The organism is Protofrankia sp. Cj5 (assembly GCF_917627405.1).
In the GTDB taxonomy this organism is placed as follows: domain Bacteria; phylum Actinomycetota; class Actinomycetes; order Frankiales; family Frankiaceae; genus Protofrankia.
Genome location: NZ_CAKJTO010000001.1, coordinates 63586 through 75971, shown reverse-complemented (window position 1 = coordinate 75971; position 12386 = coordinate 63586). Strand labels below are relative to the sequence as shown.

Here is a 12386-nt window from a genome sequence, read left to right as displayed (position 1 = left end):
TGATCCACACTCTTGTTGCCGGTCGCTCTAACGGACCCACAGCCCCTCCTGATCACGGCTGCGCGACCACTGCGTGACCGCGGCGGCCGCGGCGGCCCAGTCGGTGCCCGGCGCAAGAAACCGCTGCTCCATATGCGTGACAAGATCTGGATCCGGTGCCACCAGGGTCCGCCGCGCGCGCTGTGGCCGGGCCAAGGCAACAGCGTTGGCGACGCTGCGCACACAGACCAGCGCGCCTCGACGAACCGCGGCCCGCGGCCCGCCCATATGCCCGGGATCCGGCCTGCCACCGGCAAGCTCCCGCAGGCCGAACGGTCGGTATCCCTGGTAGGCCAGACAGGTGGCGTGGTCCCAGGCCTCACCGACGAACGGGCAGCTACGCAACAGCCGCTCGTCGGCAAGCAGCGCCCCGATCCGCGCACCGAAGGTGCTGGTGCAACTCGCCGCCCGGTACCAACGCGCTGTGCCCAAGAGTACGGCTTCAGGATCCCCCTGGGAACGGGCCCGCGCATCGATCAGTGGTGAGCGCCGGGTGGCCGCCGGAGCGAAACGCGTCGAACCATACAGGGTGAAATAATCGGCGACGGCCAGCTCATTCGCGGCTTGGATGAGACCGCGCAGGCTGGTGGCCGTATACAGGTAGTCGTCCTCGGAAAACCAGACGAGATCAGCCGGCGACCAGCCGCGCAGCCGGGGCAGTCGCAGCGCCCATCGATACGACGCTCGGTTGCTGCCGCAACGAACGCCGAGAACCTCGCCGGCCCCGGCCATCATCTCCAGACGGCCGGCGGGGATGGGCCCGTCGTTGACAAAGACAAGTTCGGTCTCAATATCAACATTATCCACCGCGCGCAACAGCGAGGCCAGGGCCAGTGACTTGTTGTAAAAACCCGGCCGATCCTTGCGATTCTCGCTGCCGACGGATCGGTAAACGATGTGCAGTCTCACCGCGAAACCATCTCGACGCGTTTCCTCCAGATCTTCCGCCTCGCGATGCACGCGCCCCAGCCCTGTTCCTTGATCCACGCCCCTGCTGCCGGGCGTTCCACGGTCATCGCTGCCACAACGACATGATCAGAACAGAACGTGCTCCGCCGAGAACTCACGATATCTGCCGCATCCGCCGCCCGCCCCGACGATGCCGGCCAGCCGATGAATCACCCAGCAAATCATCCGCTCTGCCCGGGTGCTGTGCCGTGGCTGGAGCCACCGCCCCGCTGGGAGATCCGGCCCTGCCGCGGGATGACGCCTCAGCCTGGTAGGCTGCGCGGCGCAGCAGCACGAACCACAACGGCACGGTCAGCCAGAACGCGGCGATGTACCCGACAACAGCCCCCCGCAGATCCCAACACGCCAGACCGGCCACCGGGAACACGAACAAAGCCGGCGCGAGCACACAGTGAACGCGGAAAGTGATCTTTGGCTGGCCAAGTGCGTAAAGCATACACGCCGGGCCGACTGTGGCGGCCGCGCCCGCCTGCTGAATAATCGTCAAACCGAGTATTCCGCGGGTCTGTGCCCAGGTGTCACCGAGCAGCGCAATACCAACGCGATCGGGAACAAACAGGAACAACACACCCCACAGCACGCCGGCGCCGACAACCAGGCAGGAAAGCATGGTTGCCGAGCGCATACGTGCCCGCGCGGGCATCTCCCGTCGGCGGGAGAACTCCGGAACCGCGAAGCTGATGATTCCGACGGCAAGAATCGTGGTCGGGCCGAGAAGGGTCTGCACCCCCCGCAGCGCACCGACCGCGAGCTCGGTGCCGAATACACCGATCAGCAGCGTCGACCCCTGTTGGGCGCCCTGCACGGTGATGTACTCGGCGCTCAGGTAACCCGCGGCCTCCCGGTGACATGTGATCCATTCACGGGACCTGCGCGGCGCGGGCCGGCAGCCGGCCTGGACCGCGCCTCCCACCGCGGCCACCGCGGCGGCCGCGCCCCACACAAGCACGAATGTCGCGGACGAGTGGACGCCGTGCTGACAGAGAACGAACACGCCGCCCAGTTGGATCACAGTCCACACCGCGTCGTTCACCGCGGCCTTCACGGGTTTTCCCTGGGCGATGAAGACGTAACGCCAGGCGTCCTGCAGGAGCAGGCCTGGCATGACCAGGCCCATCGCGACCACCGTCAGACCGACCGTCGCGCCCAGTACCGTGCCGACGGCAACCAGGCACCCGCCAGCGATTATCCCGAGAACCAGCGCCGTACCGGTCGCCGCGGCGGTCGCCGCCCGAAAGATCCCAGGGGAGGCATCGGCGTACTTCATACCCATGGGTGCCGTACTGGCCGCCCGGGAAAAGCCGATGATCAGCGCGAACAGCGCGAAGGCGATCGAGAACGCACCGAACTGGCTCGCCGAGACCTGCCGGGCGACCGTGAAGGCGATGAGCGCGTTGGTAGCGCTGGAAAGGACCTGGTCGCCCAGCGTCCACAGGGCCTTCGAGCGGCCGCCGGCATGACCGGTGCCCCGTTGGCGCCGGCCGCGGCGGACCATGGGCTCCCGCCCGTCCTCGGCCCGTGGCCGCGAAAGATCGACCAGCCCCTCAAGGCGCGGGCGGGCGGGAACATACCGAATGGCCCGGGTACCGTCAGAGTCATTCGGTGGATGTTCACGTGGATGACCGTACCGGCGTGGCTTGTAGTCGATCCGCCCAACCGTCTCGATGTGCCCCTCCTCCGCCGGTCCGCGCCCTGCCGCGGGCCGGCGGCCAACAGGATCATCCATCGGCCGCCACCACGCTTCCCGGTTCTCCCAGGGCCGTCGAGCGCACGGAAAATTCCATAATCAAATATTCGTCGACCGCCAGCTTCACCGGACGCGGCAGGCCGCGTACGAACGTCAGCAAACGACCGGCCGAGGAACCGGCACGATGAACTTGCCGCCGCGGCGGGCATACGCGGTCTGCTGCTCCATGATCTCATCCCGGACATTCCAGGCCAGCAACAGCAAGTAGTCGGGGCGGCGCTGGGCCAGGACCGCCGGAGAAAGGATCGGCATCCGCGCGCCCGGGATGTACTTGCCCTGCTTGTGGACGTTGCGGTCAACCACGTACTGGACAAGGTCGGTGGTGATACCGCTCGAGTTCAGCAGGGTGGCGCCTTTTGCCGCGGCACCGTAGCCGGCCACCGTCCGGCCGTGCCCGGCCAGTTCCCGCAGGAGCGCAAGCAGCTCCGCCTGCAGTTCACGCACGTCAGCACCGAAGCCGGCATAGCGCTCGAAGGTGTCCAGGCCGGCCGCGCGCTCCCTGTCGAGGCGCTCGCGGACCTGCGGCACGTCACAATCGGCCGCGGCCCGCCGCATCCGCCAGCGCAGCGTGCCGCCGTGGAGCTCGGGAAACTCCGTCACCCCGACAATACTGAGACCGTGCCGACGCATGAGGGCCTCCACCGCGATGGTGGAAAAATAGCAGAAATGTTCATGGTAAACCGTGTCGAACTCGGTGTTTGTCAGTAACGCCCCCACACCCGGGTTCTCCACGGTGATGATTCCATCGTCCGCGAGCAGAATTGACATGCCCGCCACGAAGCTGTTCAGATCGGGTACGTGCGCAAGCACGTTGTTCGCGATGATGACATCCGCGCGCAGCCCGTCGGCAACCAGTGCCTGGGCGAGGTCGGCGCCGAAGAACTCCGTGCGGGTCGGCACACCAGCCTTACGGGCCGCGTCCGCGGGCCCGGGTGACGGTTCGATACCGAGCACCGGGATCCCCCGCTCGATGAACGCCCGCAGCAGGTAACCGTCATTACTTGCGATCTCCACGACAAGGCTGTCGGGACCGAGATTGCGACTTGCTATCAGATCGATGACGTGTTTTTCAGCGTGCCGGCAGAGCGTGTCGCTGAATGACGAGTAATACGGATAGTCCGCATTGAAGATCTCTTCAGCCGGCAGGGCGTAGGTGAGCTGGACCAGCGTGCAGGAACTACAGAAACCGATCTCCAGCGGGAAGACCGGCTCAGGCCCGGCCAGGTCATCCGGCCGCAACAGCCTGTTGGCGATGGGGGTGTGTCCAAGCATCAGGAACGGGCGCGGCGGCGGCCCACCGCACGAGCGGCAGGCCGCGACCGGTACGGCCGCGGCCTGCCCGCGGGTCCCTGACTGGCCGGCGTGCTCGATTGACATGCGCTCCCTCGTGAATCCTGCGGCCCCGGCGGGACGCATAAATCATGGTTATGCCGCCGCTGGCCCGCTGCCCGAACTGATCGATGACCCAACCAGATCGAGATGAGGCACCTGCGATGGCTGTGCCGACTTCCACGCGCGCGGCACACCGCCTGCCCTGGGTGGCTACTTCCACCGCCCGGTGTGCCGCGTGCTCATCGCCTCCCCAGCAGGCGAAAAGCACGCAATCACGTTCTTTCCACGCACCCGCGGGCCGTGGCGGAACCTGGCCAGTGCCCCATGGTAGAGGCTTACCCGGGAGAGGCGGCCAGGCCGGCGGCCGTGTGGACGCGAGCCACTGGTCAGCCGGTGGCAGCCGGTGATGCCTCGAGCGGCGGCCAGGCACGGTCCTTGGCGGACACGGCTGTGGCGGCCAGTGGCCAACTGATCCCAAGGCGGGGATCGTCGTAGCAGGCACCGCGCTCATGGCCGGGTTCGAACGGCACGTTCATCTGGTATGTCACCTCGGTGGCGTCGACAAGCGTCTGGTACCCGTGCGCCAGCCCGGCCGGGACGAAGAGCGCTCGGCGGTTGTCCGCGGTCAGCTCGACCGCGACGTGTTGAAGATAGGTCCCCGACCTGGGACGGACGTCCACGACAACATCGAGCACGGCCCCGCGCGTACAGCGCACGAGCTTGGTCTCCCGCACTGGCTCGGCAGCCCAGTGCATCCCACGGATCGTCGCGGCGACGCGGTTGAAGGCGACGCCGCACTGCGCCGTCTCGGGCGCGAGGCCCGCCGCGGCAAACTCGCGCGCGCAGAAGGTCCGGGCGAAAAAGCCGCGGGCGTCCGCCACGGGCTCGACATCCACCACGAACACCCCGGCCAGCGCGGCCGGCATAATGATCATTAATACGTCCAGAAAAGATCGGCATCGACCTGGCCGGTGTCAAGCAGGTACTGGAGCTGCCTGAGCCGGTTGTGGTCGCGGCCGGTGAAGGTCTCGCCGGCAAGCTGGACGCGCGCGAAGACATCGTAAAGCTGCCGGACCCCCAGCCGCGCGTCCCAGTCGCACGAAAAACCCGGCAGAACAGAATGTATCTTGTCACAGTCGACCCGGTAGCTGCGATTGTCCCCAGCGCTGTCCCCAAAGCTCAGGCGGCAATCGGTGAAGACGCTCGCGACCAGGTCAGCAATCTCCTTTATCTGGTAGTTCTGCGCACCGCTGCCGACGTTGAACACCTCGTTGTGAACAACCTCACGGGGCGCGGCAAGCACGCAGCGGATGGCCTTCGTGATGTCCAGGCCATGCACCAGGGGACGCCATGGCGTCCCATCGCTTGTCATCGCGATCTCACCGGCTGTCCAGGCACGTCCACAAAGATTGTTGAGCACGATGTCGAAACGCATCCGCGGGGACGCGCCGTACGCGGTGGCGTTACGCAGGAACGTGGGTGAGAAATCCTCGCCCGCCAGGGCCGCGACGTCACGCTCGACCAGAGCCTTGCACCGCGCGTACGGGGTCTGCGGGTTGAGCGCGGCGCTCTCGGTGACGCCGCGGCCCACCGCGATGCCGTAAACACTGCACGACGACATGTAGACGAACCGGGACGCGCCAGCCTGTTTCGCGAGCGCCGCGAGCCGGACGGAACCCCCATGGTTCACCCGCTGGGTGACCTCCGGCGAGAGCTCACCCAGCGGGTCGTTGGACAGCTCAGCCATGTGCACGATCGCGTCCATGCCGGCCAGGTCGTCGATCGTGACACGGCGCAGATCCCGGTCCAGGGTCTGCGGGCTGCGATCGGCGCCCCGGCAGAGCCAGCCGGACTTGTAGTAACCCGTATCCAGACCGAGGACCTCGTGGCCGGCACGCATCAGCTCGGGCGCGGCCAGTGCGCCCAGGTAGCCCTCAGAACCGGTGATGAGCACCTTCATCCACATGTCCTCCTCTGCCGGATCTGGAACGCGACGGCTGCTATCAGCCACCCGTTGACAGCAGACCGCACCCATCCCACCCGGCTGCCCGGCCAGCGTGCGCGGCCCGGCACCGGGTCGGGATGCCCTTGTGGGATACCCACTTCAATCGGATCATCACACCGCCCACGGACGCGAGAGCCCGCCAGCCGCGCACGGCAACCTGGCACACTCACAACGTGCGCGAACTACGGTCAGTAACGACAACCCACTCCAGTAGTCAACAGACATGGCCGTTCGAGCTCGTGGTCGTCAGCTATCACAGCCGAGATCAGCTCGAACGGATGCTGGCCGGGCTCCCCGCGGACATCCCGATCGTGATCGTCGACAACGCCGCCGGCGCGGACCGCGTCGACGAACTCATCGCCGACATGCCACATGGTCGTTACGTGGACTCCGGTGGCGGCAAGGGATTCGCCAAAGCCGCCAACATCGGAGTACGGACGTCGCGCTACGACTACGTGCTCTTCGGGAACCCGGACAGCCGGCCGACGATCGAGGTCATCACCTGGCTCGTGGCGGATGTCCGTACCGATCCGGGTCTCGCCACCAGCGCCGCTACGACGATCGGCCCGGACAACCGGCCGGAGCTGGGCAACGGGGGCTGGGAACCGACCCGGCGCCGGGTCCTCATACATGTGCTTGGAGCGCATAAAATCGTCCCGACCGCCGGTTTGTTCGCTCGCCCGAAGGTCGGCCAACCGATAGACGTCGAGTGGCTCACCGGAGCCTGCATGGCCGTCCGCCGCGAAACATTTCTTTCGCTAGGTGGATTTGACGAAAATTTCTTCGTTTATAACGAGGATATGGCGTTGGGGCGCCGGATTCGTGACGCCGGCCTGCGGCAACGGCTGCGGACGGACCTGCTGGTGCCGCACGGCTCGGGCAGCTCAGGCGCGCCGAGGACCTGGATGCTGCGGATGCGCGGCGCGTCCATGGTGAACTACCTGGCGTTGTACAACCCCCCGGCGCGGGTACGACAGATGCGCGCGATGCTCGTGGCCGGATATACGGGCCGCGCGGTGTTGTCCTGGGCGCTGCGCGACACTGCCGCCGCGGCTGAACATCGCTCATACCTCAAGGGGCTCCTGGCCGGCCCGCCCGCACCATAGCTCCGGACTTCACAGCCCCCGGACTTCATAGCCCCCGGACTCATGACCCCCAGGCTCATGGCCCCCACGCGCCGGGTCCAGCGCGGACCGCACCCGCTCCAGCAGCACGTCCCGGTCGAGCTCACAGGAGACGAACGCGCGCCCAGCGGCACCAATCCGCACAGCCAGTCCGGGCGCGTCCAAGAGCCGGCAGACCGCGTCGGTGAACCCGCGCGCGTCGTCCGCCACGAGCAGGTCACGCCCGGGTATCCAGCCGAGGCCACGGCTGCCGACCCCCGTGCTTACCACCGCGGTACCAGCTCCCATCGCCTCGACCACCTTGATGTTGACCCCGGAGCCCGAACGCATCGGGTTCAGCGACACTGCCGCGCTGGTGACGTATCCCCACACGCTCGTGACATCGGTGTGGACACTGACCTGCTCATGACCCCGCAACCAGGCCACCAGACCGGCTTCTCCCCGGCGCCCGACGACCTGGAGCGAGGCATACGGATGGCGGGCACGCACGGCCGGCCAGCAGTGGGCGAGAAACCAGCGCAGCGCCTCGGTGTTGGTCGGGGTGTCCAGGGAGCCGACGAACAACAACCGGCCGGGGTCTCTCTTGATCATTCCAGCCTCGGCGGACGCCGTGCCCACCTGGGCAGGCAGGAACGGGGGCAGGTGCATTGCGCGCGTACCACAACGCGCTCTGCGCCAGGCATGGTCCTCCGCGGAAATGTCCGCGATACAGGTGACAGTCGGCGAGCGGTGCAGAACGCGTTCAGCTCTGCGCAGCTTGCGGTATTCGATGCCATAGGCCACCGAACGCATCCACGAGGCCGCGCCCGCCAGTTCCCGGAAGTACTGGGAGTCGATATTGTGGGCGCGGACAAGGTGCGGAATGCGCCAGGCCTGGGCAATCTGTTCGCCCACATGCGCAACCCGGCAGCTGTAGCTGATCACAGCTTCGGCGCAGGGCGGCGTGACAGCGAGTACACGCCGCAGGGCACCGATCGGGCGTGAGGCATAGGCGTACGGCGCCAGCCCCAGATGCGCTGACACGCTCAGGTCACGCGGTAGCTCGATGACCACGGCACCGGGCACCGCGGCCTGATAGGCGGCCAGGTCGAGCGCGGTGGGCGTCGGGACAAGCACCCGCAGCCCGATTCCGGCCGCCGCCGCGGCGGCTAGAAAGGTCAGCGTCTCCACCCGGCCACCGGCGTCAGCGGGCAGGAACGGCTCTTCGACCGCGACAATCCAACGCTCCGCGTCAGCCATCAGCCATCAGCCATCAGCCGCTCTCCCGCATGCGCTCCCCCGGATGCCGGGCCTGCGCCCTAGCGCAACGGGCAATGACATCCTGACTTCAAATTGTTATTCCACGAACACAGACTACGGTGTCCTCCGTGATGGGAGCACGCAACGTTGGACGCAAAGCAATGATATTCTCGCTAGGAGCGATAGCCGTGTACGGCCACGCCCTGTATCCGCTATACGTCGCACTGAAAAGCCGTGGCCACCCGGCTGAGGAGCCGGAAGATCCTGACGCCTGGCCGTCAATGTCCGTGGTCATCTCGGCGTACCGCGAGGCGACAGTGATCAAAGATAAAATCGACGAGCTATCCGCCACCGGATACCCAGGCCCGCTTGAGATCATTGTTGTCGCGGATGACCCGGCCACCGCGCAAGCGGCTCGACGCCCCGGCGTCACGGTGCTGTCGGCCGGGATGCGGCTGGGCAAATGTGAGGCTGTCAACCGGGGGGTCGCCACCGCGAACCACGACATCGTGGTGCTCTCGGACGCGAACGCGCACCTGGCCCCCGGTTCCCTGCGGGCAGCGGCGCGCCATTTCCGTAACCCGGCAGTCGGTGCGGTCGCCGGCGAGAAGCGGGTCGACGACCCCGCTGGTGTCCAGGGCTTCTACTGGCGGTTCGAGTCCTGGCTGAAACAGTGCGAGTCGGCCATCGGCCAGACCATCGGAGTCGTCGGCGAGATGCTCGCGTTCCGCCGGAACGCCTTTCGGGCACTGCCCCCGGACGTCGCGGTGGACGACGCCTGGCTCGCTCTGGACATCACCGAGGCGGGACTGCGGGTCGTCTACGAGCCGTCCGCCTACTCGGTCGAGACCGCCAGCCCCACGTACAGCGAGGAATGGGAACGGCGGACCCGGGTGGTGGCCGGCAACCTCGACATGCTCTGGCGCCGCAGGGAGGCACTGCTGCCAGGTGCTCTGCCCGTCACTCCACAGCTGTGGGGACACCGGCTGGTGCGGTCCTCGTTCGGGCCGATAGCCCACGTCATGCTAATCGGGGTCAGCGTTCCCGCGGCCCGGCGCAGCTGGGCCGCGCGCCTGTTCCTGGCCGGCAACATCGCGGGAGCGGGCAGCCTGGCGACGATGATCCATGGTGGCGACCCACCCGCGCCGGTACGCCTCGCGGCCCAGGTGTTCTTCCTGCAAGCCGTGGCACTCGGCGGGATCCGGCGTTTTCTCCGGGGAGAACGGCCCGTGGCCTGGCCGAAACCCGACCGTGCGGGCTCGTTCCCGTCGCACCCGGCTGTCGCCGTCGAGCAGGGCGCGGCCGCCGCACCGCGCACGGTCCGCGAACAGCACGGTCCGAGATCACGCGACATGATCGATAGCTGTCGCCGCGCGCCCGTTCGGCGGTATTATGACAGATTTTCCCGCTCCGCCCTGGGTGTTCGGCTGTCGTGGCCGGGTACTCCCAGGAGGGGAAGCTGATGTGCCAACCGGCCGCGCACCGCACAATCATGATCGTAGACACGGCCGACGGCGACCCGGATGCTGGGCGATGAAAGGTGCGCGCTGGTGGAGGTTGAACGCTTCGGCGGACTGGCTGGCTACGGTTGGCGCATGCATGGTCGCCTTCGCACGACGCGAGGGTAATCGCCGATGTTGGAAATGACGGCCGCGCCGCCCGCCGATGGGCACGGCTACCGGATACTCGCCCTCGGGGCGCACGCGGACGACGTGGAGATCGGCGCAGGCGGCACCATCATCCAGCTCCTCGCCCGGTACCCCACAGCGTCCGTGCACTGGGTCGTCTTCACCGGATCAGGCGAACGCGGCGCCGAAGCCGAGACGAGCGCCCGGAACCTGGGGGACGGCTCGCTCGGCTCCCTGCATCTGCATGATGTCCGGGACGGCTTCCTCCCCCGGGAATGGGGCGGCGTCAAGGATGTGCTGCTCCAGATCGCGCGGCAGGTCCAGCCGGATGTGGTGTTCGCGCCGTCATTGACCGATGCGCATCAGGACCATCGAACTATCGGCGATCTTGCCTGGCAGGCGTTTCGCGGAGCGTTGATTCTCGGCTACGAGATCCCGAAGTGGGATGGCAACACGATGCGCCCCACGCTGTACGTACCGTTGTCGGCAAAAACCGTCGCGGCGAAGCTCGCCCACATCACCGAGCACTTCCCCAGCCAGAAGGCGAAGCCCTGGTTCGACGAGGAGACCTTCCGCTCGGTACTGCGGCTACGCGGAGTCGAGTGCGGCACTCGCTACGCTGAGGGTTTCGAGGCCCGAAAGGTCGTCGCACGATGGTGACCGCATAATGCTTGGATCATGGCCCCGTGCCAGCTCGCCAGCCCTTCGACAGTCAACGGGTCAGCACGGCCTGGCAGGGCAGGCTCGCCGACCATCCTGGCGGGCTGACACGGACCGTGACCGAGGCAGAGTCAGAGCCGGGCAGGGCGACCGCACAACGCGCTCGGCCGGTACTCAGCTCCTGGCTGAAGCGGGGGCCGGCACCACGCGCGTTGTCCATCCGGAACCCGCTTGCCATAGCGAGCAACAGCAGCAGCACGAAGGAGTACTGGCGCAGTCCAGCCTGCCGGGATGTGCCGGCAAGCAGGTCGCCACCATCGTCGGCAGCCGCGTCCACAACGACAGCGGCCGCCGACAGAAGCATCAGCGCCGGTGCGAGTGCGTAGCGCGGGGTTGCCGCACCGGCGAGCAGCACCGGCCCGGCATAAAACAGCACGCTCTGCCCCACCATGATCAAAGCCAGCCAGCTGGATGGCGCCCGCCGGCGCTTCCAGGCGAGGGCGACCAGCAGGCCAAGCACCATGAGCGCCAGCAGCATGAACAGCGCTGCCCGGGGGGATGTCACCGAACGGCCTGGCAACCTGTCCCCGAACAGCCCACCAGCCAGCACATTGTGCGCAAAGTAAACCGGGATCTTCAACGGGCTGAGCGCCAGCGGCGCGAACGCGCGGTCCGTGTGACCAGTCACCCGGGGAATCATCTGGATGACGGCTCCGGCCAGCAGCACGCAACCAGGGCCCCAGCCGCGGACCCCGCGCAACAGCACTCCCCGTAGCACGGCAACCGGAGCGAGCAGAATCATGGTCGGGTCGGAGAGCACGGCAAGAGCCAGCACAAGTGCGGCGACCGCGCCAAAAACCCGCCTGCGCGGATTCCACAACAATGCCCACAAGCTCGCTGCCATCAACGGGAAGTGAAGGTTCGCGGCAACATTGTTGAGGACCTCGCCCTGGCCGATCGGCAGGACAACGAAGGAAGCGGCCAACACCAGCCGCACCGGACGGTGCCGCAGCGTGGCACCGCTTGCGACATAAACGAAGACAGCGGTGGCGGCAAGCAGCAGCGCCGAGAGGACCGCGAAACTCGCCGCCGCGTCCCGCACCGGCAACAAAGCCGTGAGCGCCGCGATCGTCCTCGGCACAACATGCAGATATCCGGCATATGTGGTGGTGAACGCGTCCAGCACGGACATACGCACGGACTGTTCCAGAAAGATGTGCCCGTCCTCGGCCCACATGGTGTCGAGCGCGCCGATCCCGCCTTGGCGGACGAGCGAGATCAGGGTGCCGACGGCCAGCGCCACCAGCGCGAGCAGCACCTTGCCAGGACGGATCGGCGATCCGGAGTCCAGCGGGAACAGGGATCGGAGGCGGTCCGACAGCTCGGCGCGGGCGGCGAGCCCACGCGGTCGCCGGTGCGTGACGCCGGCCCGGTCAGCGGCGACAGCGGTAGCGCCGGGGCTGTGTGGTGCCATCGTTGGCCTCCAGGTGAAAGCGACCGGCAAGAGGGGACGCGGCGTCGCGGGGCTGGGGCACGCGGCTCGTGTCATCGCTCCCCGTGCATCCCTGGTGCTGGGCGTCGACCGACGACAACGCGAGGCGCCGCCCGGACGCCGCGAGCCGGACAGTCCTGTTGCCGGAGCC

Annotated in this window: 11 protein-coding genes; 3 read left to right on the top strand and 8 right to left on the bottom strand. The window is 67.3% G+C overall.

The window, feature by feature from the left end; genetic code table 11:
* Positions 1 to 27: 27 nt before the first annotated feature.
* The 5 genes from MJ777_RS00320 to MJ777_RS00300 form a co-directional block, all read right to left on the bottom strand.
* Positions 28 to 948, bottom strand: a complete 921-nt coding sequence (locus MJ777_RS00320; protein ID WP_239372317.1) for a hypothetical protein — start codon at positions 946 to 948, stop codon at positions 28 to 30.
* A gap of 154 nt (positions 949 to 1102) precedes the next feature.
* Positions 1103 to 2734, bottom strand: coding sequence for a hypothetical protein (locus tag MJ777_RS00315; RefSeq protein WP_239372315.1), 1632 nt, complete (start codon positions 2732 to 2734; stop codon positions 1103 to 1105).
* 114 nt (positions 2735 to 2848) lie between these two features.
* The gene (locus tag MJ777_RS00310) at positions 2849 to 4132 is read right to left on the bottom strand and encodes a class I SAM-dependent methyltransferase (protein WP_239345666.1); all 1284 of its coding nucleotides are present in this window, start codon (positions 4130 to 4132) and stop codon (positions 2849 to 2851) included.
* 341 nt (positions 4133 to 4473) lie between these two features.
* Positions 4474 to 5022: a dTDP-4-dehydrorhamnose 3,5-epimerase family protein gene (locus MJ777_RS00305; protein ID WP_239372313.1), complete on the bottom strand. Its 549-nt coding sequence runs from the start codon at positions 5020 to 5022 to the stop codon at positions 4474 to 4476.
* Positions 5022 to 6047: an NAD(P)-dependent oxidoreductase gene (locus MJ777_RS00300; protein ID WP_239310399.1), complete on the bottom strand. Its 1026-nt coding sequence runs from the start codon at positions 6045 to 6047 to the stop codon at positions 5022 to 5024. The genes MJ777_RS00305 and MJ777_RS00300 overlap by 1 nt, the downstream gene beginning before the upstream one ends.
* Positions 6048 to 6169: 122 nt before the next feature.
* Here MJ777_RS00300 and MJ777_RS00295 point away from each other — a divergent pair, with 122 nt between their 5' ends.
* On the top strand, positions 6170 to 7198 hold the full coding sequence (locus MJ777_RS00295; RefSeq protein WP_239372311.1) for a glycosyltransferase: 1029 nt from the start codon (positions 6170 to 6172) through the stop codon (positions 7196 to 7198).
* Positions 7199 to 7207: 9 nt separating this feature from the next.
* Here the strand turns inward: MJ777_RS00295 and MJ777_RS00290 are convergent, their stop codons facing one another.
* Positions 7208 to 8455, bottom strand: a complete 1248-nt coding sequence (locus MJ777_RS00290; RefSeq protein ID WP_239372302.1) for a glycosyltransferase — start codon at positions 8453 to 8455, stop codon at positions 7208 to 7210.
* 131 nt (positions 8456 to 8586) lie between these two features.
* Here MJ777_RS00290 and MJ777_RS00285 point away from each other — a divergent pair, with 131 nt between their 5' ends.
* Together MJ777_RS00285 and MJ777_RS00280 are read left to right on the top strand one after the other, a co-directional pair.
* Positions 8587 to 9918, top strand: a complete 1332-nt coding sequence (locus MJ777_RS00285; protein ID WP_370652608.1) for a glycosyltransferase family 2 protein — start codon at positions 8587 to 8589, stop codon at positions 9916 to 9918.
* A gap of 171 nt (positions 9919 to 10089) precedes the next feature.
* Positions 10090 to 10743, top strand: a complete 654-nt coding sequence (locus MJ777_RS00280) for a PIG-L deacetylase family protein (RefSeq protein ID WP_239372298.1) — start codon at positions 10090 to 10092, stop codon at positions 10741 to 10743.
* A gap of 52 nt (positions 10744 to 10795) precedes the next feature.
* On the opposite strand, the gene MJ777_RS00275 is transcribed toward MJ777_RS00280, so the two are convergent.
* The gene (locus MJ777_RS00275) at positions 10796 to 12217 is read right to left on the bottom strand and encodes a hypothetical protein (RefSeq protein WP_239372296.1); all 1422 of its coding nucleotides are present in this window, start codon (positions 12215 to 12217) and stop codon (positions 10796 to 10798) included.
* Positions 12177 to 12386 (bottom strand): hypothetical protein (locus MJ777_RS00270; protein ID WP_239372294.1); only part of this gene is annotated, 210 nt, incomplete at its 5' end. The genes MJ777_RS00270 and MJ777_RS00275, both read right to left, overlap by 41 nt.

Bases quoted from the DNA above. Each gene is read 5' to 3' on its own strand.
- MJ777_RS00310 (WP_239345666.1), bottom strand. From the start codon at position 4,132: ATGTCAATCGAGCACGCCGGCCAGTCAGGGACCCGCGGGCAGGCCGCG.
- MJ777_RS00275 (WP_239372296.1), bottom strand. From the start codon at position 12,217: ATGGCACCACACAGCCCCGGCGCTACCGCTGTCGCCGCTGACCGGGCC.
- MJ777_RS00280 (WP_239372298.1), top strand. From the start codon at position 10,090: ATGTTGGAAATGACGGCCGCGCCGCCCGCCGATGGGCACGGCTACCGG.
- MJ777_RS00290 (WP_239372302.1), bottom strand. From the start codon at position 8,455: ATGGCTGACGCGGAGCGTTGGATTGTCGCGGTCGAAGAGCCGTTCCTG.
- MJ777_RS00315 (WP_239372315.1), bottom strand. From the start codon at position 2,734: ATGGATGATCCTGTTGGCCGCCGGCCCGCGGCAGGGCGCGGACCGGCG.
- MJ777_RS00295 (WP_239372311.1), top strand. From the start codon at position 6,170: ATGCCCTTGTGGGATACCCACTTCAATCGGATCATCACACCGCCCACG.
- MJ777_RS00285 (WP_370652608.1), top strand. From the start codon at position 8,587: ATGGGAGCACGCAACGTTGGACGCAAAGCAATGATATTCTCGCTAGGA.
- MJ777_RS00305 (WP_239372313.1), bottom strand. From the start codon at position 5,022: ATGATCATTATGCCGGCCGCGCTGGCCGGGGTGTTCGTGGTGGATGTC.
- MJ777_RS00300 (WP_239310399.1), bottom strand. From the start codon at position 6,047: ATGAAGGTGCTCATCACCGGTTCTGAGGGCTACCTGGGCGCACTGGCC.